At 41.2% G+C, this 20,878-nt stretch carries 21 protein-coding genes; 4 read left to right on the top strand and 17 right to left on the bottom strand.

The window, feature by feature from the left end; all coding sequences use genetic code 11:
- Nucleotides 1–27 precede the first annotated feature (27 nt).
- Nucleotides 28–807 (bottom strand): helix-turn-helix domain-containing protein, encoded by a 780-nt coding sequence (locus ACFE6N_RS22205; RefSeq protein WP_378940046.1) that lies wholly within the window; start codon nt 805–807, stop codon nt 28–30.
- 92 nt (nt 808–899) lie between these two features.
- On the opposite strand from ACFE6N_RS22205, the gene ACFE6N_RS22210 reads away from it, so the two are divergent.
- From ACFE6N_RS22210 to ACFE6N_RS22225, 4 genes are all read left to right on the top strand, one after another.
- Nucleotides 900–1,160, top strand: coding sequence for a hypothetical protein (locus ACFE6N_RS22210; protein WP_378940047.1), 261 nt, complete (start codon nt 900–902; stop codon nt 1,158–1,160).
- Complete coding sequence (locus ACFE6N_RS22215) at nt 1,147–2,481, top strand: TolC family protein (RefSeq protein ID WP_378940048.1); 1,335 nt, start codon at nt 1,147–1,149, stop codon at nt 2,479–2,481. The genes ACFE6N_RS22210 and ACFE6N_RS22215 overlap by 14 nt, the downstream gene beginning before the upstream one ends.
- Before the next feature lie 10 nt (nt 2,482–2,491).
- Nucleotides 2,492–3,538, top strand: a complete 1,047-nt coding sequence (locus tag ACFE6N_RS22220) for an HlyD family secretion protein (RefSeq protein WP_378940049.1) — start codon at nt 2,492–2,494, stop codon at nt 3,536–3,538.
- 80 nt (nt 3,539–3,618) lie between these two features.
- Nucleotides 3,619–5,130, top strand: coding sequence for an MFS transporter (locus tag ACFE6N_RS22225; protein WP_378940050.1), 1,512 nt, complete (start codon nt 3,619–3,621; stop codon nt 5,128–5,130).
- Between the two features lie 208 nt (nt 5,131–5,338).
- Here ACFE6N_RS22225 and ACFE6N_RS22230 read toward each other — a convergent pair whose 3' ends face one another.
- The 16 genes from ACFE6N_RS22230 to ACFE6N_RS22305 form a co-directional block, all read right to left on the bottom strand.
- Nucleotides 5,339–6,010 carry a response regulator transcription factor gene (locus tag ACFE6N_RS22230; RefSeq protein ID WP_378940051.1) on the bottom strand — a complete coding sequence of 224 codons (672 nt, stop codon included), beginning with the start codon at nt 6,008–6,010 and terminating at the stop codon, nt 5,339–5,341.
- A gap of 214 nt (nt 6,011–6,224) precedes the next feature.
- On the bottom strand, nt 6,225–7,400 hold the full coding sequence (locus ACFE6N_RS22235) for a Wadjet anti-phage system protein JetD domain-containing protein (RefSeq protein WP_378940052.1): 1,176 nt from the start codon (nt 7,398–7,400) through the stop codon (nt 6,225–6,227).
- Complete coding sequence (locus ACFE6N_RS22240; RefSeq protein WP_378940053.1) at nt 7,397–10,801, bottom strand: ATP-binding protein; 3,405 nt, start codon at nt 10,799–10,801, stop codon at nt 7,397–7,399. Before ACFE6N_RS22240 ends, ACFE6N_RS22235 begins: the two co-directional genes overlap by 4 nt.
- Nucleotides 10,802–10,809: 8 nt before the next feature.
- Entirely contained in the window at nt 10,810–11,841 is a 1,032-nt protein-coding gene (locus tag ACFE6N_RS22245) for a YhcG family protein (RefSeq protein WP_378940054.1), read from the bottom strand.
- Complete coding sequence (locus ACFE6N_RS22250; RefSeq protein WP_378940055.1) at nt 11,834–12,403, bottom strand: DUF4194 domain-containing protein; 570 nt, start codon at nt 12,401–12,403, stop codon at nt 11,834–11,836. Before ACFE6N_RS22250 ends, ACFE6N_RS22245 begins: the two co-directional genes overlap by 8 nt.
- Nucleotides 12,404–12,405: 2 nt before the next feature.
- Nucleotides 12,406–13,830, bottom strand: coding sequence for a DUF3375 domain-containing protein (locus tag ACFE6N_RS22255; protein WP_378940056.1), 1,425 nt, complete (start codon nt 13,828–13,830; stop codon nt 12,406–12,408).
- Between the two features lie 227 nt (nt 13,831–14,057).
- Nucleotides 14,058–14,456 (bottom strand): type II toxin-antitoxin system VapC family toxin, encoded by a 399-nt coding sequence (locus ACFE6N_RS22260; RefSeq protein ID WP_378940057.1) that lies wholly within the window; start codon nt 14,454–14,456, stop codon nt 14,058–14,060.
- Nucleotides 14,453–14,701, bottom strand: coding sequence for a hypothetical protein (locus ACFE6N_RS22265; RefSeq protein WP_145855098.1), 249 nt, complete (start codon nt 14,699–14,701; stop codon nt 14,453–14,455). Before ACFE6N_RS22265 ends, ACFE6N_RS22260 begins: the two co-directional genes overlap by 4 nt.
- Before the next feature lie 280 nt (nt 14,702–14,981).
- Complete coding sequence (locus ACFE6N_RS22270; RefSeq protein WP_378940058.1) at nt 14,982–15,155, bottom strand: SymE family type I addiction module toxin; 174 nt, start codon at nt 15,153–15,155, stop codon at nt 14,982–14,984.
- A gap of 410 nt (nt 15,156–15,565) precedes the next feature.
- Nucleotides 15,566–15,778 (bottom strand): KTSC domain-containing protein, encoded by a 213-nt coding sequence (locus tag ACFE6N_RS22275; protein WP_378940059.1) that lies wholly within the window; start codon nt 15,776–15,778, stop codon nt 15,566–15,568.
- 19 nt (nt 15,779–15,797) lie between these two features.
- Complete coding sequence (locus ACFE6N_RS22280) at nt 15,798–17,585, bottom strand: ATP-binding protein (protein WP_378940060.1); 1,788 nt, start codon at nt 17,583–17,585, stop codon at nt 15,798–15,800.
- A gap of 2 nt (nt 17,586–17,587) precedes the next feature.
- The gene (locus ACFE6N_RS22285; RefSeq protein ID WP_378940061.1) at nt 17,588–18,754 is read right to left on the bottom strand and encodes an SIR2 family protein; all 1,167 of its coding nucleotides are present in this window, start codon (nt 18,752–18,754) and stop codon (nt 17,588–17,590) included.
- A gap of 18 nt (nt 18,755–18,772) precedes the next feature.
- On the bottom strand, nt 18,773–19,534 hold the full coding sequence (locus tag ACFE6N_RS22290) for an SbcC/MukB-like Walker B domain-containing protein (RefSeq protein ID WP_378940062.1): 762 nt from the start codon (nt 19,532–19,534) through the stop codon (nt 18,773–18,775).
- Nucleotides 19,513–20,004 (bottom strand): hypothetical protein, encoded by a 492-nt coding sequence (locus ACFE6N_RS22295; RefSeq protein WP_378940063.1) that lies wholly within the window; start codon nt 20,002–20,004, stop codon nt 19,513–19,515. Before ACFE6N_RS22295 ends, ACFE6N_RS22290 begins: the two co-directional genes overlap by 22 nt.
- Complete coding sequence (locus tag ACFE6N_RS22300; RefSeq protein ID WP_378940064.1) at nt 19,994–20,557, bottom strand: peptidoglycan-binding protein; 564 nt, start codon at nt 20,555–20,557, stop codon at nt 19,994–19,996. Before ACFE6N_RS22300 ends, ACFE6N_RS22295 begins: the two co-directional genes overlap by 11 nt.
- Nucleotides 20,476–20,850, bottom strand: a complete 375-nt coding sequence (locus tag ACFE6N_RS22305; protein WP_378940065.1) for a hypothetical protein — start codon at nt 20,848–20,850, stop codon at nt 20,476–20,478. Before ACFE6N_RS22305 ends, ACFE6N_RS22300 begins: the two co-directional genes overlap by 82 nt.
- Nucleotides 20,851–20,878: the final 28 nt, after the last annotated feature.

Raw genomic sequence — 20,878 nt, forward strand, 5'->3', positions numbered from 1 at the left:
TAGCCAGGAAAACCGTAGCCCTACTTCTTATTTGGCTTTAAATTCAGTCGGTCTCATATTGGTCAGTTGCTGAAAATTATTGCTAAACGCTGCAATATTCGAATAGCCAATTTCATAGGCAATCTCCGTCATGTTCAAATCTGTATCTTTTATCAGTTCCATCGCCCGGATAATCCGCAGCATCTTTAAGTATTGAACAAAAGTAATATGCAATTTCGTTTGAAATAATCTGGTCAGGCTACGCACACTCATTCCCGATTGCCGGGCAATAATAGCTAAACTTAAGTTTTCATTTAACCGGTTTCTAAAGCTTTCGATAATGGCATTTAGCCGTTTATCGTCTGTAGTAGGAAGCTGGATGGAGAATTTTTTAAGATTTTCCTTTGATAATACGCCCTTCAGCGTTATTAAAAATTCAAATTCCCATGAGCCTTTAAAATAGTCGCCTTGCCATCTCTCACTAAATGAAAGCATTTCTGCAAGAAGCTTACTCACCGGATAAATGCCCAGTTCGTCATAAAAACCTACTGCTTTTTTTTCAGGAAAGTATATATTGACAATGTACAGATCCTGTGTATTAAACATCAGGTTGTGAGGATAATTTTTGGGTATCCAGATGTAATGATTTGACGGAATATAAAAATCCTTTTCGGCTGTCTGCAAATAAGCAATCCCGCCATAAACCAATAACAATTGAGTCTTATGATGCTGGTGAGCAGGCAAACGCTGTTCCGTCTGTTGTCTCATCACCACGATGGAATCAGGGTTTTGATCTACCATCCTGATTAATTCACTCAGAATTTTCATGTGGCCGAATATAACAAATATTAGGCTGATTATATATAAGGATAGCCTAAGGTGTTGGGTAATTTTGCTGTGTTACGTTTAGAAAAATCATTATGGAACATCGCATCATAACACCTGTGAAAGATTTTAAGGCGCAATCGCAAGCCAAAAAATCTGAACATCAATTACCTTATAAAGATGATGAAAACGATAAAAGCAGCATCTCCTGGCCGCATTCTACCTATTCAGGTCCCTTCATGTCAATGATAGATTTAAGCTTTGCTTTTGATGAGTTGAAAAAGCTGCTGAAACAATGGCTGGAAAAAAGAAAGAAACCAATCATTTATAAAAACAAAACCAATGAAACAATATAAAACAGCTCCGATTTTGGGCCTGCTGCTGCTGTTATCTGCATCCTCTGTTTACGCCCAGCATGCAGAAAAAGTACAGGCTTTAAGTTTGGAAGAAATATGGAAAGTGGCTGAAACGAACAACCGGCAGCTGAAACTGGCTGACCTAAATTATCAGCAAAGTAAAATAGAAATATTGGAAGCCAAAGACCGTTTGCTCCCGGAACTTTCGGTTGGTGGAGACGTAAAACTTAATTCCAGATTTCTGATTTACGACAATGGATTATTCTCTTCACCACAGGATGTGCCCGTAAAAGGCTATGGATACGGAGCAGGTTACCACCTGAACTTTAACCTATACAGTGGTGGCCAAGATAAAAGGAACATCACCCTGAAAAAGGAAGAAGAGACACGGAAACAATATGAACTGGATCTGCAAAAGCATAGCGTAAAATATCGTGTAGCAGTTGCTTATTTTGATCTCTATAAATTTTTGCATTTCTATCATTTTCTTCATGCAGAGATTGAAGCAGAACAAAAGCAATTGAGATGGATAGAAAGTCTGCACAAAAACGGTACGGTACTCAAGAGTGATGTACTAAGAACCTCCGTAAAATTGTCTCAACTGCAACTCAGTCTTTCCGATGTTGGCAAAAAGATCGAAATCGCTAAACAAAGCCTTAATATCCTGATGGGACATGAACATAATACTGCGCTGGCCATCAGATACGAAGATGCAATACAATTAAACGCCATAGCAGATGGTGGCTACAACGATTATATAAACATTGCTTTTAACAAATCTCCTGAATACAAGATAGTTAATAGTGATATCAAATGGAGCGAACTCAACGTAAAGCAAGTGAAAGCTACCCTATTGCCCAAAGTGGCCTTATACTCCGGTTACACATATACTTACCCGCAGATTTCCTTCTATCCGTATTCGAATAACTTGTGGGGATTTGGTCAGACAGGCATTAAAGTACAGTATGCTATTGATCAGCTGTACAAAAGCAAACATACCCTTGCCCATGCCCGGGTTATCAGCAACCAGGCTAAAGAAAAAGCAAAAATAAAGAAGGATGAAATCTCCCTTCAGGTAAAAGAAGCTTATTTACAGCAACAACAGGCCCTGGAGCGCGTGGAAACAGCAGAACAAAATATCATCAGAACCACTGAAGCCCTTCGCGTCATCAGGAGCAGCTACTTAAATCAGGAATCACTCCTCACCGATCTTTTGGAAGCAGAAAACGCTTTACTGGAAGCAAAATTCAACCTGACAACAGCTCAAACAAACGTAAAAGTAACCCATATCAAATTATTGGCCATCGCAGGCATTCTTTAATCAAAATATAATGAACAAAAATAAAACAGATAAAATGGTTGTAAGCCTTACCAAATGGCTGGCAATTACATTATTCACAGGGATGATAATTTGGGTGGCTACCTATTTCTTAAAGGGATATCGCTATGAGCAGACCACTGATGCACAGGTAGATGCTTATCTCTCACCAATAAACGCAAAAGTGGGTGGCTATATCAGCAAAATATATTACAGGGACAATCAGCTGGTTAAAAAAGGCGATACACTTGTAGTTATTGAGCCGGACGAGTATGGACTGAAAAGAGATGCTGCATCAGCAGAACTCATGAGTGCGCACGCCAAATTACCCATATTGGCTGCCAACAAAGAAACGCAGCTTAAAAGTATGGAGGTTATAAAAGCACAATTGGCAGGGGCTCAGGCCAGATTGAACCAACAGCAAAAAGAATTTAACCGTTATCAAAACCTACTGGCAGATGAATCTGCCACACAACAAAAATTTGATAACATCAGTACTTCCTTAACCATTGCACAGTCAGATTATGATCAGGCCAAAGCATCTTTACAGGTAGCACAATCTAAACTTCATGATTTTAAAGCGCAGCATCATGCTATACAGGCAGAGATAAAAATAAAAGAAACACTTCTTCAAAGACAGGAGCTGGACATTCGATATACAGTTGTCACTGCACCTTTTGATGGACAAATTGGTAAAAAAACCATTCAGGAAGGTCAACTGATACAACCCGGGCAAACATTAGCTTTTTTGCTGAACAAAGCTGAAGAAAAATGGGTGGTTGCAAATTTTAAAGAAACACAGATCAGCAACTTCAAAACCGGGCAAGCGGTAGCCATTGAGGTTGATGCTTTTCCAAATGAAAAATTCAGTGGTACCATCGAATCACTTTCGCCAACCACGGGTTCACGTTATTCCCTGCTTCCACCAGATAATGCTACCGGTAATTTTGTCAAAATCATCCAGCGTATTCCTGTACGGATTAAACTGACTGATACGCCTGAAAAATCAGCAAAACTCTCTGCCGGAATGAATGCCAGTGTTTACGTTTTAAAAGATTAATGATGCAGGCACACAAAATATCAATTTTCAAATCGCGGGTGTCAGAATGGGTCGCAAGATCTGTCATATTTGCCATTCTGATGACCTGTCTGTTTAGCTTCGCTTTTTATGGCAGTCCGGTTGCGGCAATGGGTTTTTATGGGATACAGCCTACCGATGTGCAATATGGCATGGTGGTGATTTATGGTTCTACCGTTGCTTTCCTGGCACTTGATTTCCGGATCGTAAAATATGTTGCACCAAGGAAATATTTACTGATCGCCCTTGCCGTAAATGCAATATGTGCTGTGATCTGTTTTTACTTCAAAGACTGGACATTGTTTGTGGTTTGCCAGTTTTTTCAGGGAATTACCTGTGCATTAATGTCAGGGATTGTTCTACAGCTTATTTTTCCAAGATTACCTTCTGTACGCGCCCGTGTAATTGCGTTTAGCCTGCTGTATGGCAGCATACAGATTGCCGTTCCCTTTTATTCTGTTTTTACCAGCGTGGTCATTTATTTTTTTGATTTTAACTGGCTATTCTACGGATTGATGATCCTAATCCTCATGCTCACCATTACAGTATTGCTCACCATGAACAGTGAAGCGCGGTTTAGCAAAAAGATTCCGCTTTATCAGGTAGATTGGACAGGTTACCTGTTTTATGTATCTTTTATCTTAATCATGGGATACATCCTGGTATACGGGCGACAATTAGGATGGTTCGGCAGTTCGTTAATCACCACGCTCAGTGTAGCTGATCTTCTTATTCTTTCACTTTTCATCATCAGGGCATTGAAGCTTAAACGGCCATTAATCAACTTACAGATTTTCAGGGCAAAGAATTTTGTAACCGGGCTGGTACTACTTTTTACATTTTATATTTTTAAAGGAAGCACCGGACTTGCCTACGGCTACCTTGAAGTCATTTTAGGAAATGACCCACTGAGCACCATTCCTATCTGGACGGCTGTAATTTTAGGGACCGTACTGAGTATGTTCGTTACTTCCAGGTTTATCCTGATGGGTTACCACTTAATCAGGATAATTATTGTTGGCTTTGGCATAATGGCAATTTATTATGCTTATATGATATTATTTGTTTCTGTTCAGGGCGAAACCATTGATTTTATCCTGCCTATGTTTATTTATGGTGTAGCAACCGGCGTATTATTTGTGCCTGTTGTTTCATTCACCGCTTCATCAGCACCTCCCAAAATTGCCATTAATGCCTCCCTTGTAGGCATATTGGCCAGGTTTACAGGGTTTACAGCCAGTCTGGCACTGAATAACGAACTTCAATTATTCGCAAAATCAGGCGTTCGTGAAAAAATCCGGGAAGCACTCACCGAAACCAATCCGCAATGGCCAGCTACCCTGCTCAATATTCAAAATCAATATCTCCATGCAGGTAACGATATCTATACTTCAAAAGCATTATCTACAGGCTATTTTAACCAAATGTTAGGTCATCAAATACTGGCCCGTGCCACCAGAGATTATTATGATCTGATGCTTACGGGTGTGTTGTTCGTAATTATTATTTTACTCTTGTTACCTCAAATTCAACATGTTATTTTGAGGTTAAAAAAAGGTAATATACCTTATTAAAATCATTTTATTGAAGGTATTTAAAGCTTCTTACGGATAAATTTTATATGGAGAAACTAAGCAATAAGTACTACAGCATAAATAGCTTTTATCTTGATTATAAACATTTTACAAGGGGTAATCATGAAATAAAATGAGGATTATGTGCGTTTTAGTTTGAGGCGGACGATAATTTATCGACTTCATATGATTTAAAAGTCGCAAAGATTCATACGATACCCCTTTCTCTGCAATGCCAGGCCAGCAAAAATGTCGTTGGGATATTTAATTTCTCCCGAAGGGTTTTAAGTTTTTTCTCGATATGGCTCAAGCTGGAGGAAGCCATTCCCTTTTTTTTGAAATGGGCTGCTATCGATTTTTGCTTTACCCCTTCGGTGGTGAGTTTTAAAATAAGTTTTTCTTCCCCGGTCATTTCAGCTAAAATTTCATCACCCGGATAGCGGCGAAGATTGGCTGAGCAATATTTCTGACCATCGTTAACGGCTTTTATTGCTGTTTTAAAAGCATTAACTGCGCCAAAAGATTTATGCACATAGGCATCAATCTGGTAATCTTTAAAGAGCCGGTCGGCAATGTTTTTACGGTCATCTGCCGAAAAAACCATCACTTTGATTGCCGGTTGTATTTGCTTAACCGCCTGGATCAATTCCCAGCCGGAAGAAATTTCCCTTTTTTCAATATCTCCTTTAAAAGATAAATCCGCAATAAGCAACTGATAGGGATTAGCTTCGCTGATGGCCTTTTTTACCCGGCTATAGGCATAATCGCAGTTCACTACATAATCGCGGTTATCCTGTACAATGCCCAGGTCTTCCAATGCCATCCTCAATGCGACATTCATAAAATCTTCGTCTTCTGCGATCAGTACTTTTTTAAACATATATCACTATCATAAATTATTTAAGCTTATTGAGATTCTCAGCTCAAAATTAATCAGGATCAAACATGGTAAATTACGGTTTCCCTTTCAGCTATTCTGGATCAAAAATTCTGCATCAAAACGGCCAACTAAAATCTAAAATCATGGTCGGGATCAAAAAAAATGTCCATTTTAAAAACGGGTAAAAATTCGGATGATTTTTAATCCGAAAAAATCAATTACTTTCAATGTCCATCACGTTCTTCAAACACCCATCCACGTACACCTGCGGAATTTTCTCCTGTTCTAGCCTGTTTTTTTCCAAAGCCTTTAAATACTGCAAAAGATCGTTCTCCTCTTTGGTCAGGAGGTTTAGATTTTGGGATTGATTTCTGGCACCACTTACGGCATAGTGGTGGAAAGTTTCAAAAGTCGTACGGTCCATCATGACGCTTTGGGCATGCGGATGGTACGACCGTAGCTGATGCAGAATCTGAAAGCCATGTTCATCGATATCGCCCCAATATCTGATCTTTTTGTCCGACAGCCAGGGAGCATTTTTTAGATAGGAAATATTAAAACCTCCTCCGCTCCAGATGGCAACGGTGGATCCTAATAGCGGTAGGGTTAAAAAATTCATTTTGTTCTCAGCGATCAGGATATTTTCTGCGGCCAGTTCAAGGGCTTCGAAATCGGATAGTGGAATGCTGATGTCCCTGAATCTGAAAGCCGGATGTGGGTTTTCATCTAGGAAGCGGAGCCTGACTAATGGCTCATCGTACCGCAAAAAGAAACGCTCGGCGAAACGTTTTTGTTGAGCTGAACGCACATGATCTGGAATCAGGAAAGCGAGTAATGATTGAATCAGCGCATTGTTTTCTTCAATAAATTTGGTGTGGATTTCGATGGGCAGCTGACGCAGGTAAACATTGGGGCGGGGTGTCTCTATAAAATATCGGCAAACCTTCAGCACATCCTTCCAGCTGATTTCTCCTTTTGTTAACCATAAGCAATTGTTCAAGGTCCAGTCTTTCAATCCCGGAATAGTATCGATAATGGTTTTATAATTGTCTATAAATAGTCGCCATTCCTTTGCACAGCCAATAAAATAGAGACAATCATCAATCGTTTCAAAAACTACGCTATCCGGCAATTCATGGCTGCCTGTCCGCCTGAAATTCCTACCGGCGGTCTGCACGAGGTAGCCTTTACCGGTTTGATTTTTCGAATAGCGGTATAATTCTTCTATTTCCTTTTGCAGGACTTCAAACCGTTCTGTAATGTGCCCCGATTTTACTTTTCCGATACGGTCTATTATTTTCGGGAAAAAGGGTTCTTCCATAATATGGCTTTGCAGCAAGGGCTTCCACCATTTCAACGCCTGTTTTTTAATTTCTGCCGGACTGATCATATTTCGGGTGTGTTATTGAAAATTCCGTTATGTTTATCGCGTTCGCTTTCATATTCTTCTTTGGTGAAATTACTCACCTGCGAGTTGTTGCCCTCGCGGTTGCTCACAAAGTGAAAGGAATTGACATGTCCTTCTATCACATGGATTTTCTGCAGCGGCGTAACGATCAGCAGTTGGAGGTTAAGTTTTTTAAACAACTCCAGTCCGTAACGGGTACTTTCATCGCTGCCTCTGCCAAAGGCTTCATCAATCACCACAAAACGGAAACTTTTGCTTTTTCGCTCTCCGAACTGCAGCCCAAACTGATAGGCCAATGCACTGGCCAGGATGGTGTAGGCCAGTTTTTCCTTCTGCCCGCCGCTTTTTCCGCCTGAACCTTCATAAAATTCTTTTTCCGTACCATCGAAGCGGTAACGTTCGCTGGCGTTGAACTCGAACCACTGGCGCACATCCGTAACGGTTGAAGTCCAGTCGCGGTCTGCATTTTCCATGCTGGCAAAACGGTCTAAGATCCTTTTCACCTGTTCGTATTTTTCTTCCGTATACAGATCATTGTGGCTGCTGAAGGAATGGATATAACATTTTTTCAATTCTTCCCTGAAAAGCCGTACTTCTTTATTAGGAGTGGCATCCATTAAAATGGTGATGTAGGTATCCTGCACGGCATTATACACAATTTCCGAAAGGTGTTCGTTAATGATCCGGATTTTCTGTTTGATATCTTTTTCATGTTTCTGCAATTGGCTGTCGAACACGGCAATGCTGTTGATCACGTTTTTATTCAATTCTTTCTTGAAGCGCTCTTCGTGCCGTTTCAGATCTTCAGATTCCAGTTGCCTGAACTTTTTAATGTATTCGGCACGGGCGTCGATGCTGTCGGTAACTTCGCTGTATTCGGCCCGGGAATGTTCTTTAATTTCCCGCATCTTTTTCTCGATATGGGTTCGATGACCGGCCTGACGTCCGCGAAGCCTTTTCAATTCGCCATTTTCACCCTGAAATTGCTTGCGGAATTCTTCCTGCCGATTTTCTATGCCCCTGAGGTTGATTTTTACACCACTCAGTTTCTCGTCAATCAGCGGATACCATTTCTCTTTCAGGTGAGGTGTTAATTGTTCTTTTTGCTGTATGGCATTTTGCTGCTGCTCCTGATAACCCTGAATTTTTGTTTTGAGACCGCCAATGTCTTGAGATAGCTGTTTTTCTTTTGTTTTTCCATCCGAAATCTGCTGATCCACTTCACTTTTGTTACGTTGCAGCTGGACAAGCTTATCATTGTTATTCAGCAACTGATTGCGCTCCTGTTCCAGTTCATAGATTTTGGAGACATGATACTGCCAGTTAATGCGGGAAAAATCTTTTACGTAAAGCAAAAGCCCCAGCAGTTGCTTCTGTTCGCTGTTTTTTTGTCCTTTCTCTTCAATATTCTTTAGCCTGGTTTTTAATTCATGAATCGTCCGTTCCAGCTTATCCACCGAAGTTTCCAGTGCTTTTATTTTTTCGGCATTGCTCCAGCCCAATACATAATTCCGCCGGTCATCAATGCTTTTGCGGTCGTCTTTGGTATGGCGGATGCGGCCACTCTTGATCAGCCCTTGCCGCGTGATACCGAAAGGAATATGTTGTAAACTATCAACATCTGTGCAAATATAATCGCCAAAGCTGCGTTGCAGGTAACTTTCCAGCCAATCGTAAAAGGGCGTTTCAGGTTTAATGTCTATTTTGTATGCTATGCTGTCTTCATCCAATTCTTTAAGGATTCGGGTACTGCCATTCAAGTCCGCTTCCAAATAAGTAAGCTTGATACCCCTTCCATCAGCACCTTTTAACGGATTGCTATTGACGTAATGGCTTACGCTCCGGTAATGCTTTCCGGGAACGAGTAAGCTGATGCCGGCATCGTGGAGCAGCTTTTCGATAGCGCCTTCCCATTGGGTTTCCTGTTCGTTCACTTTCAGCAATTCCCCTGCGAAAGGCAAATCTTCTTCGTCAATTTGTAAATCAGCATAGAGTTGCGACCGAAAGGCCACCAGCCAGGCCGGAATCTGGGTTTTACGTTCTTTGAGTGATTGCAATTCTTTTCGCTCCAGATGAAATTCTGCTTCCTGTTTGCGCAGTTCAGTCACCTGGTTGTCCCGCTGCTCCCTTAATTCTTCTTCTAAACGGCCGCAGTCTTCAATAAATTCATTGGCCCGACTGATGTTGTTCTGAAAGTCTTTTTCGTGCTTTATGCTTGCCAACCCGGTCTGCAAAGCGAGGCGCTCATAATCGTCAAATTCCTTTTGCTTGGTTTCTTTGTCCTGTTCATGCCGCCTGATCTCTGTGGCAATCTGTTCAATCCGTGTTCCGCCATTGTTGGCAATGTCCTGTATAATCGTTTGCCGGCGTTCTTCCCAGGCTTCCAGTTCCTGTGTAATGGTGCGTTGCTGCTGTTCTGCTTTTGCAAGTTCGTGGCCGGTTTCATCGATCGCCTGTTCCAACAGTTCCCATTTCTTTTCGGCAAACCATACCGGCATGACTTCCAGCATGGCTTCTATGTCTTCAATTTCCCGGCTAACCTTGTCGTAATTTTCACTGGCTTCGGCCAATGGCTTCAGGATATGATATTGTTCGCGGGTGTTTACCACTGCGGCGTGGGCTTTGTTAAGGTCGTCGAAGCGTTTGAGCAGGGCATCAATCTGTTCTTTGACATCGGTTTTTTCCAGCATCTGTTCACGGACAAAATCGGTCAGGCTGCTGACGGATTTCATGGAAACGGTCTGATAAAACAAGTCGATCGCTTTATCGCTGTTCATGCCGAAAAGCCTGCGGAAATGCTCGCTGTATTGAGAAAAATTATCGTTGAACAATTGTACGCCCGGTGTGTTGCGGAGATTCTTCCTCAGCTCATTGATATCGCCGAAATGCTGAAAATCTTCCTTTATGGTTAAAGGCGTAGTACTGATGATGAGCAACTTCTCTACTTTTCCCTCTTTGCCGATCCAGAAAAACTGAGCCAGGCAAATGTGTTCGTTATAGCCCTGGTTGTAAAAATTCCCGATAATAACGGTATAGGTATGATCATCCGGACGAAGGTAGACCTTCTTTGCTGTTTTGGTGATTTCTTCCTTTTCTTTTTTAAATTCCCCTCGCACGTAGCTCAGCAGGTTGCGTTCTTTTCCTTCGGCACCGGCGGCTTTATTGAAGATGATTTTATGGTGCGGCACGAGCAGGCAGGTCAGGGCATCCACGAGGGTGGATTTTCCTGAACCGATATCGCCTGTCAGCAGGGCATTTTGTCCGTTGGGCTGGATCTGCCAGCGCACCTGGTTAAAGGTTCCCCAGTTAAGCACTTCGAGGTATTGCAAGCGGTAGCCGGACAGGTTCAGGTCTTCCGGATGAGTATCAAATAGTTCTTCCATAACGGTGCTTATTGTTTAGTTTGATTTTCCCTATCCAGTTCTATGCGTACCTGATCAGCTTCGATCAGCTGTTTCAGTTCCTCTTCATCCGGCAGGTAAAGCCGGTATTTGCTGGCAAAAAGTTTTTCATTTTCTGCCAACACCGAGTATTTGACGATGGTTTCATCTTTTTCGGTGCAAAGGATTATGCCAACGGTAGGGTTATCGTCCGCTCCTTTTTTTAGGTCGTTGTACATACGCACATACATATCCATCTGGCCAATAGCTTCGTGAGATAATTTATTGGTTTTCAAATCAAGCAGTACAAAACACTTCAGGTAGTAATTGTAAAAAACAAGATCAATGAAAAAATCTGAAGTGTCGGTTACGATATGCTGCTGTCTGGCCACAAAGGCAAAACCTTTTCCCAGCTCCATCAGAAACTTTTGCAGATGTGTGATCAGTGCCGTTTCGATCTGCAGTTCATTTTGTTTAGGATCGGTCGGCAAACCTAAAAATTCAAAAATATAGGGGTCTTTGATAAAATGATCTGCCTTTTGCGGTTCCTTTGCCGGTTCATCGGATGTTTTTAATAAGCGCCCTAAATACTGACTGTCAATATTGCGTTGGAGTGTCCGGGTATTCCAATTACCTTCAATGGCATAGTCGACATATTGCAGCCTGAGTTTTTGATTTTCAACTCTGCTGATTATCCTGTAATGTGTCCAGCTCAATTCGGTACGCACTGCGTTCCAAATTTGGAAAGCCTGGAAAAACGCCCTCATATTGTTTAGATTACGTTCATTGAAGCCTTTGCCGAACGCAATTGTTAATTGTTCAGCCAGCTTCTTCAGCACGTTTCTTCCATAGGCCGCTCTACTTTCTCCCTGTTGTTCATCTTCAACAATTAATTGGCCGATCTCCCAATACATTTTAAGCAAAATGGTATTGGTATTCCGGTAGGTTGCCGTTCTGGCCGCCTCTATAATTTGGGCAACAGCGTGGAACAATGGTGGATTATGAGCTTGTATGTTGGCTTTCATCTGTATAAAATTAATCATTGGTATTTTTTTCAGCGGCATAATTCCTGAACTTCTGTAAGGTTTCATCAATCACGTCGGCATTTACGAAACCTTTGATGATCCGGTGTATTTCGTAGTTTTTCTCCTGGTCTTCCAGTTTCCTGAGGAAACCGATGTCGAGTACCTTATTAATAGCGGTATTGATTTTTTCTTGTTGTCTGGCTTCGTCATTAGCGTTGGATAAAAATACCTTTACACGGTTAATGATCTCCTGTTCGCTGATGATGGAACGTACGGAGCCGCCCTGTGCATCGTGTTCCAGTAAGAATTTTCTCAGGACGATACAGACCAGAGAGGTCATAAAATTGAGCGGCCGTTTATCAGATAAGGCAGGTAAGGCTTTTTCGTCGTCTTCCCATTTTTTTGGGCGTAAAAAGGCATAGCCTTCGCTTTTATCCAGAAAGAGTTCACGTCCGATCGGGATAAAATATTTTTTCACATCGGCTTCGTATTGCAGCAGATTTTCCCAGGTTTCTTTCTGGTGGCTGTAAACGATGCCTTTCAATAAGGCAATGAGGCTGGTGGAGTAGCGGTATTCCATGTTTATCGGTTAAAAATGATGACCGGGGTTTGCATGCGATAGGTTTTTCCGGTGCTTTGGTTTTCGATGATGTGGTATTCAGATTGTTCACGGTTAACGACATGTTTTTCTTCGTTGGTCGCGATCTGCATGTAGCCTAATATTTCGGCAACGCCTTTGGTAGGCTTATACTGATGGAGCAGATCAGAAAGCGCTACCTGCGAACGGTTTTTCAGCAGGGTTTTTACGTTGTTGCGAAGGAGTTCCATGTCGACATAAAACTGTTCAAACAGCAGGTCGGTATCGGCCGAGGCCACGCCGTCAGTAATTTCGGTGGCTGCAAAGGCCACTTTAACCGGCGGGGTAAAAAGCGGCCGGTCCATGGTAAAGGAAGGTTTGAAAACGTCATCGATCTTCATCCACACGGCTTGCTGGTCAAGCGATTCTTTATGTTCGAGCAGCAGGCTTTCGATCTGTTCGATACTTTGCAGGATGTGCCGGCTTTCGGAAAGGTTCTTTTGCTCTACAAATTTCCGAAGCTGTTCGATCAGGCCGTCGTTGCTCCGGTTTACCTTATCTCCGGCATCTACAAGGTTGGTTTTGATCCTATCTACGGTTTGTTCTTTTTTGATTTCGACAATCGCCGGGATGGCATTGATCTTATCCAGCAATTCTTCCAGCTCTTCCTGCATCTGCTCGCTCATAAGAAATTCCCAGAACGCTTTAAAACTTTTGCCCTGATCGGTGTTCCACAAAAAATCCTGCTGCAGAAAGACATTGTCGAGCAGATCAGCTTTGGCCAGGCTGCTTTTGATGATGGTCTGGCGGGTCTGGGTATCGAGTTCCCTGAAATTTTCTTCCACCTGCCGGAAATCCGACAGCAAACGCTTGGCGGTTTCTTCGGCCAGAAAGTAGTTTTCCTTGAGCTGGGTATCGGAAGGCTGCTCGAAATTCCCCAGGCGGATCTGTTCGATTTCCTGATCAATCTTCCGGCGCTCTTCCTGCAGCTGCTGGATGCGCTCATAAGGTCCGGAAGTAGTGTTCACAATCTGCTGGAGCAAACGGAAAAACTGGATGAGGCGGCTGTGGGTGCCTACAAATTGTTGTTTGTTCAGGTCTTCAAGCCATTTGAGTGCATTTTCCGTCGCCGGCGAAAGTTCGTAAACGGGTTCGTCGGCCCTTTCATAATAGCGGCGCAGATATCCCTGCTCGGCCCATTTCTGCAAATAATCTACAGGTGCTTTCTGGTAATCTTCAATGCCCTGCCTTTGGAGGGAAAAGAGGTAATCGCCCAGAATGCTCTGCAATTCGGTTTGCAGGTATGAAATCCGATCCTGCTGCTTGAAAACCAAATGGAAAAAACTCACCAGTAACGGGAAATGTTCCGCCCGCAGGAGCTGGAGGGTTTTGTCGTTTTTGTAGAGGGAGAGCGCTTTTTCGTAGTTCATGGTTAAGATAGATATTATGCGGTAAAGCTCTTCTATCTCCCTTTGAAAGTTTTAAAAGAGCTTTTTAAATTTTGTTCCATATCTTTTTTAATGCTCCGCTCATGTAAAGAGGAGATTTTCAAAGCAAAACTTCAATGGCATGATCAGGATTAAACTTTGCTCAATGCTCAATCAAACCCCTTTAGACCTATTTATGGCAATAATATTCAGTACCTGCCGGGTTGATATTAAGTTGTCCAATCTTCAATAACAATTTCATCAAGTCGGTCAAAATCGCTTACGTTTTTTGTTACCAAAGTCAGGTTATTGAAAATGGCTGTTGTTCCAATCAGCAAATCAAAATCGTCTAACATGCGGCCTTTGGTTCTCAGGCGGGCTTTTTCTTTTGCATAAATGTCGAGAACAGGAAAGATGGGAAGAATGATAAACTTTGCTATAAATGCTTCTGTGTTTTTACGATTATTTTCTTTCTGAATGCTGTTTTCAACACCAAATTTAAGTTCTGCTACGGTAACTTCAGACAGAAAGCAGTTTTCTTCGCCTATAGCTTTTATTTTTTTGTGCAGGTCAAACTTTCCTTTGATGAAGTAAATGCATATATTGGTGTCGAGCAAGTATTTTTTCACAACTCTTCTCTTTTTCTGGTAAAGTTTCTTGCTGCTTTAAGTTCTGCAACCAATTCATCGGCGGTTTGGTCAGATTCCCAGGAGCCATATAAAGCATCCAAAGAAATTTCTTTTTCTTTCTTTTTTGTCGTTTTCATTGATTTTGACAGTCGGGCGATCAGTTCCAGCTTATTGTCTGGACTTAAACTTTTCAGCAAGGTAAAGTAACTGTCTATCAAGTTGATGTTTATATCTGCTGTTTTCATTTTCTGTCGTTATTTATTAATACAAAGATAATAAAAAAGTGTTTTCGCTTTAGACGACCATTATCGTAATTGCTCTGCTTACATATTCTCTATTACGAATTTAACAATTTTAGCATTACATTGCTGTATTAATCCTTTTATCCAGATCAGGTTGTCGGCTGTTATTTTTTGGATTTCTCATTGTTGTTCCAAATGGTTGTAAGTGTTGCGTTTTAATTAAATGGTTTTCTACTTATTTTAAAGCAGCCTACCAACAATGTTGCCGATAGGCTACTGGATTTTATTCTTTGTCTATCTCAATGACCAATTTACCCTGTAAGGTAGTAATGATCACATGTGTATTGCACTCGAAACCTATTTGTTCCAGCCATTTTCCTTGTAACATGATTTGTGGAACAATTGACTTGTTCCAGATATAATCCCTGCACTTCGGTTGAATTTTTAACCTTCTCATTCCGTTGGGAAGTTTGGGTTTTCGGGGTTCGCAGGCTCCGCATGTACAGACCTTGTTCGGTTGTAACTCCTGAGTTACTTTTGGTGAATTTTTCGACTTTCGCATTTTGAAAAATAGTAAAACACCAGGTCGCTGCGAAAGTCGCCGGAAACCGGAAATATGCAGTACTTTCAACTGCTCGCCTGGATATTGTTAATAAAATTTTGTAAACTGGATTGTTCCAGCAACTTTCGCGTCATAAATATACAAATTTTATTTTAATTAGTCAGGAGATAAATGGCTAATATTTGTATTTTTTTATCGTCAAAAAGCCCAGGTCGCTGCGACACACGTCGGAAACCGAAGATAGGCCGGACTTACACCGGAAAAGCCTTTGTATCTTTCTTTATTTAGTTATCTCTATAATTTGTTTAAGCGATCTTTTGTTGCCTATAATTTTTGTAAATGTTTGCATGCGCATATTCACCTTTTGAATCTGCAGCCATTAGGCTATCATATTCATATTGAGGAACATCATAATACTCATATATCGAGCCTTTTTTAAATTGTATAATCAACGTTCCGCTATTTGGATCGTATCCGATTGCTTCAATGTTTGAAGAATTTACTGGTGTCATTTCCATAATAATTGTTATTTTAAGATTAGTTTTTATTAATAGGCTTTTGCTCTCTTATAGCTGTCACAATAGCTTTGTAATTATTTTCATTTGATTCAAAAGTGTTTTTCCATGAGTTGACAAGATTTGGATCATTACTTGAAGGACGGGGTTCGACTATTTCAATACGCACTCTTGAAGGTATGTTGATTGCTTCTCCTACTATTATTGCTTCTCCCACTCGAAGTGATGGAAGTAGTTCGATTAAACTATTCATATTATTAGGGGCAGAAGATTGAACGGTACCTTTATCACCGCTGTTTGTTAATCTTAGTGCAATGAAAGTTCCTACTTGTGCTAATATAGTTTCTGAAATTTCGGATGGTCTTTGGGTTACAACCATCGCTCCAATTCCAAACTTTCTTCCTTCTTTAAATATTTTTTCAACTGCCTTTCTTGCATATCCGTATACATGAGAACTTTTCTCTGACCTTGGTAAATAAGAGTGAGCCTCTTCATAGACCATAAGTAAAGGTCTGTTACGTCCTGTATATTCTTCAAACCGTCCCCAGTACATGGAATCATATAAAAACCGGCTAATTAGCCCCACTGATATATCTATCAATTCAAAAGGGATCCCACTAAGGTCAAGTATTGTTAGTCTATGATCATGTTCTATCCAAGATCTTAAAAGGTGATCAATATCATTGTTTGGATCTTCAGCGTCACTGTATCCAATTGGGTCAAACATAAAGCTGTATCTGCTATCTTTCAATCTAGAGTATATCTTTCCACAGTAAGGATACAGTGTTTGTTTTTTTGATTTAAAAGGGCTACCTCCACCCGAAGAATAAGGTGTAAATCGGGCATGCTTTAAAGTTTTTGGATCTCCTTCTTCCTCTAAGCATTCGTTAGGAGGTGTATGATCACTTGTATGATTGTAAGTAGCATTAATCTCTCGATCAAATTCATACCACATTTTTTTTATATCGAATGGGATTGGAGAATCAGCAGTTATATAATCTGGGTTTACATTGCCTGCCCTTAGTTTACTAGCATTTGCTTTTTTCAGGGCAATTATTTTCTCCCTTAAGTCTTTATCTTCAGGCTTTTCTTGACCCTCAGGACGACCAACTAAAAAAAATGACAGTTCATCAAATGTCATTGCCCAAAAAGGTACACATAGAGAATTGGTTGTATCATTAATTTTAAATATCTGAGCATTATCCTTAAAAGCAGATGAGTACTCTCCATGTGTATCGACCAAAACTATTCTTGATCCTGCGTAATCGTTAAGAATCTTTTTTACTAAGTGAGCAGTTGTATTGGATTTTCCACTACCGGTAGACCCTAAAATTGCCGAATGTCTGAGAATAAGATTATGAGTGTCAATATAAACTGATAAATTTTCAGAAGATGAATGCTTACCTATTTCAACAAATCCTTCAGATTTATCTCCATATATTAATTTTAAATCCTCTTCTGTAACTATGTGCACTTCATCATTAATTGTAGGAAATGTACCTATACCTTTTTGAAAACGTTCATCTCCCAATTTTTCACCTATTAATTGAACTTGGAGAAATCTAGATCCGTAATTTGGTTCATAACTAGCATTATCAATTGTTGCCGGAGTATTGCTGACAGATGAAACAAGTCCATAAAGCGTTAGACTTCCCAAAGGGAATTTTATAAAAGTACCTATCTGTCCAATTTTATATAATCTGCCATTGATGATTGGTGCCGCAGAAGGAATATCTCTTGAAACTTCTACTTCAACGCTACCACTATTTACATTTATGACTTTTCCTAAATATGTAATTTCTGACTGCATAGTTATCTTACTTGATTTTCTATTTTATCTTTTTTTCCGGAGCAAAGTATGAGGAAGTTAACTAGCTCTTTAAAATCTCCGAGTTTTAATTTATTATCATCCCAAAATGGATCAAGTAAATCACCAGTTTTAGTATGTTTCCATTCAGCAGCAATTCCAGAAATAGATGCTTTAGAAGGACCCATTAAAGTCAAGTTTGGAAAATTTTTACCTTCGCCTATAATTTTTTCCAAAGGATTATCGCTATAAAAGAATGCGATAACATGAAGTCTGTTATTTTGATTGAGCGCATTAAATATTACCTCATTTACATGATCGTCAGAAAACGAATATCCGCTAATAATAAATATTCCCTCACCGCTTATAAGACATTCTTTCAGCCTATCGAAATAGCTTGTAAAAGGTTGTTTACGAGATGATTCATATTTATCTCTGGAAGGATAAATAACTAATTCGGAGTCCGGTAATTTTTCTTTTGCTCCGGAACTTAACCTTATTACTCTGTATGATTTGTCTTCTTTCTTTTTCCAAAACCAGCCTAATGAACCATGCAGTTTCCAAAGCCTTATCCATGACACGGGTGGACGGTCATATTTTGATTTACCATCTAAGGTTTCATGACAAAAAAATGGTTCATATGCACCTATAAACCCATCATAAAAGGGGATTAACAAATCTTCAAATGATTTTTCAAGAATCAAATCATAATTTGTTGTAAAAATTTCTTTAGTAAAATCTCTCGAAATCCAATTTAACCAACTAATAAAACTCTTAGATATTTTTAAGTTTGCAGTTTTCTCCTCCTCAGAAATTATTTCATAAATTTTGTTACAAATAACTGTATCTAAATTCTTTGCTCTTTCGCCATCAATACCATCAAATGATTTAGAAGCTTTCTCACTCGTTAATTGCCTAATTAATCGAACCTGATTAAGAATAGCTTCAATGTGTTGGCTTTCCGCATCAAGAGAGCTTTTTATTCTAACAAAATCTTCTTTATTTGTTTCCTTTAAGGAATCTTCTATTTTCTGTGTAAGACTTGCGATATCAGATATACCCATTGCCTTTGAAGTTCCTGCTCCAAATAGAAAGCCTAGTCGCTTTGTGTAAGATAATTGATTTCGTATTTCCGATAATTCCCTTAAAGGATCATGTTTATAATCAGTCATATTTATAGTTTTTTATTTTCATACATTTACTATTTCCACCTTACTCTTCCCGCTCTGCTGCTTACTCACCTTAATCTGCACTGGGATCCGTTCGGTCATCTCCTGTACGTGCGAGATCACGCCTACTTTACGGCCTTGGTTGTGCAGGCGTTCCAAAGCATCCATGGCGATATTGAGCGTGTTGGGATCCAGCGAGCCGAAACCTTCATCGATAAATAAGGATTCCACTTTCATGCGGCTGGACGACAGGGAGGCCAAACCTAAAGCCAAAGCCAGCGATACCAGGAAAGATTCTCCGCCCGAAAGCGAATACACCGTACGCACTTCGTCGCCCATGTCCTGATCTACCACCTGGAGGCCGAGCGATGCCGGAATGCGTTCGATACGGTAGCGGCTGGTGAGGGCTTGTAAATGGATATTGGCATAACCGAGCAATACATCCAGCGTATATTCCTGCGCAATCTGCCGGAACTTCTTCCCATCAGCAGAACCGATGATCTCGTTGAGCTTGGCCCAGTTTTCGGTAACGGTAGCCTGTTCCGAAATGCGCTTCAACAGATCTCCGATTTTGTTTTTGTGGGCTTCATCCTGCTGCAAGCGGAAACTGTTTTCGCCTTTTTTATGTTTCTTTTCTTCCACTTCTGATCGGGCATTCGTGTGCAGGATCGTCAGTTCTTCGAGCGGCATCTCCCCGTTACCGTTTTGCTGATGACGGTCTAAAGCCTGTTTCCGTTCGGTTAGGATGCTGTTGGCTTTGGTCAGTTCTTTATCAATCGCCATTTTCGCCATATCCAGTACACCAGGCCAAGCAGTAACAACGCGCCTACGCCAAGCAGGCCCGGAGGCGGCTTCCAGCTCTTATCAAACTGTTGCAGTTTTGTTTTTAAGTTGGTGCTGCCTGAATTAACATTCCGGACCTGAAGCTGACGTCCTTTTTGCTGTTGCCCCTGCAGCATGCGCCTGTTGTTGGCCTTTCCTTTAATCACCACCTTCTCGGCCATCCCTTCAAAACCTTTTTCCGCACTGTAGAAAAATTTCCCCAATGGGGTAATTTGCACCACATATTCGCTGTTGCTGGTATCAAGCAAAAGGGTATTGCTTTTTGCCCAGCTTTGCTCAATGCTGCTTTCCCGGCTGTTATGTTTTACCTCAAGATGCTGTTCATGCAACACTTTTTTGCTTTTTAGTGTTGCACATGCCGAAAGCAATAGGCTAAAGGCCGCCAGGTATTTAATCAATTCAGTTTTCATTATCCGCTCCTTTCCTTTTCGCCCAGTCGGCAAAGTATTTAGCGGCTTTTAAATGCCTGCGTTTACGGTACACCCCATCTCCTTCCCTGCTTCCTGCCGGGTTGGTATTGCCCTCAATGGTAACCATCCAGTCACCGTCCTGCCGTTCAACCAGGCCACAATGGGCAATACGTTTTAAGTGGCTAAAGTAAATGCCAAACACTACCGCAGGCATAATCTCTTTGGTGCGCTTGCTTAGCGGGAATAACGCGGGGCTCCAGGCGGTGCGTGGTACCGGGTAACCGGCCTGGCCAAAAACCCAGCTCACAAAAGCTGCACACCAGGCACTGCCCTCCGGTACATTTACATAACTGAGGTATCCGGCAATCCGCGGTCCATCATTTTTGCCCGAACGTTCACGCACGCCCAGTTCCTTTTCAGCCACCTGCAACAGCCTTTTCCTATCGGTAAGCGAGGGGTCTTGCCGCAGGTTTATACTATCGCCGCCAGGCAGGCTATCGCTGCCAGCAAGAGCAAGGCAAACGATGCCCAGAAAAAACTTAACTGTTGCCATGAGGTTAACTGTTTAAATAGTGAAACCATATCTGTTAATTTATACAGGCCAAGGCTTTGCCAAAAGCGTTGCAACAGCCACCACGATAGCTGCAACAGGGCAGCATAACAGAGCAGGGCCAGCAAGATCAGCTGCCATATGCCTGCATCAAGCAGGGCCGCGGTGGGCTCAATGGTTCTTAACACTTTTGGGAGGGTATGCCAGCCCAGCACCAGTATTACGGCCAGCATCAGTTTTTCGAGGATCCGCTTTTTCGGCAACAGCGCCGTTAAAGCCGGTTTTAATGTTTTCATATCTTTTTGGTTTAATAGCCCAAACCTG

Source organism: Pedobacter sp. BG31, assembly GCF_042464845.1.
GTDB classification, from domain to species: domain Bacteria; phylum Bacteroidota; class Bacteroidia; order Sphingobacteriales; family Sphingobacteriaceae; genus Pedobacter; species Pedobacter suwonensis.

Bases quoted from the DNA above. Each gene is read 5' to 3' on its own strand.
- ACFE6N_RS22205 (WP_378940046.1), bottom strand. From the start codon at position 807: ATGAAAATTCTGAGTGAATTAATCAGGATGGTAGATCAAAACCCTGAT.
- ACFE6N_RS22210 (WP_378940047.1), top strand. From the start codon at position 900: ATGGAACATCGCATCATAACACCTGTGAAAGATTTTAAGGCGCAATCG.
- ACFE6N_RS22215 (WP_378940048.1), top strand. From the start codon at position 1,147: ATGAAACAATATAAAACAGCTCCGATTTTGGGCCTGCTGCTGCTGTTA.
- ACFE6N_RS22220 (WP_378940049.1), top strand. From the start codon at position 2,492: ATGAACAAAAATAAAACAGATAAAATGGTTGTAAGCCTTACCAAATGG.
- ACFE6N_RS22225 (WP_378940050.1), top strand. From the start codon at position 3,619: ATGACCTGTCTGTTTAGCTTCGCTTTTTATGGCAGTCCGGTTGCGGCA.
- ACFE6N_RS22230 (WP_378940051.1), bottom strand. From the start codon at position 6,010: ATGTTTAAAAAAGTACTGATCGCAGAAGACGAAGATTTTATGAATGTC.
- ACFE6N_RS22235 (WP_378940052.1), bottom strand. From the start codon at position 7,400: ATGATCAGTCCGGCAGAAATTAAAAAACAGGCGTTGAAATGGTGGAAG.
- ACFE6N_RS22240 (WP_378940053.1), bottom strand. From the start codon at position 10,801: ATGGAAGAACTATTTGATACTCATCCGGAAGACCTGAACCTGTCCGGC.
- ACFE6N_RS22245 (WP_378940054.1), bottom strand. From the start codon at position 11,841: ATGATTAATTTTATACAGATGAAAGCCAACATACAAGCTCATAATCCA.
- ACFE6N_RS22250 (WP_378940055.1), bottom strand. From the start codon at position 12,403: ATGGAATACCGCTACTCCACCAGCCTCATTGCCTTATTGAAAGGCATC.
- ACFE6N_RS22255 (WP_378940056.1), bottom strand. From the start codon at position 13,830: ATGAACTACGAAAAAGCGCTCTCCCTCTACAAAAACGACAAAACCCTC.
- ACFE6N_RS22265 (WP_145855098.1), bottom strand. From the start codon at position 14,701: ATGAAAACAGCAGATATAAACATCAACTTGATAGACAGTTACTTTACC.
- ACFE6N_RS22270 (WP_378940058.1), bottom strand. From the start codon at position 15,155: ATGAGAAGGTTAAAAATTCAACCGAAGTGCAGGGATTATATCTGGAAC.
- ACFE6N_RS22275 (WP_378940059.1), bottom strand. From the start codon at position 15,778: ATGGAAATGACACCAGTAAATTCTTCAAACATTGAAGCAATCGGATAC.
- ACFE6N_RS22280 (WP_378940060.1), bottom strand. From the start codon at position 17,585: ATGCAGTCAGAAATTACATATTTAGGAAAAGTCATAAATGTAAATAGT.
- ACFE6N_RS22285 (WP_378940061.1), bottom strand. From the start codon at position 18,754: ATGACTGATTATAAACATGATCCTTTAAGGGAATTATCGGAAATACGA.
- ACFE6N_RS22290 (WP_378940062.1), bottom strand. From the start codon at position 19,534: ATGGCGATTGATAAAGAACTGACCAAAGCCAACAGCATCCTAACCGAA.
- ACFE6N_RS22295 (WP_378940063.1), bottom strand. From the start codon at position 20,004: ATGAAAACTGAATTGATTAAATACCTGGCGGCCTTTAGCCTATTGCTT.
- ACFE6N_RS22300 (WP_378940064.1), bottom strand. From the start codon at position 20,557: ATGGCAACAGTTAAGTTTTTTCTGGGCATCGTTTGCCTTGCTCTTGCT.
- ACFE6N_RS22305 (WP_378940065.1), bottom strand. From the start codon at position 20,850: ATGAAAACATTAAAACCGGCTTTAACGGCGCTGTTGCCGAAAAAGCGG.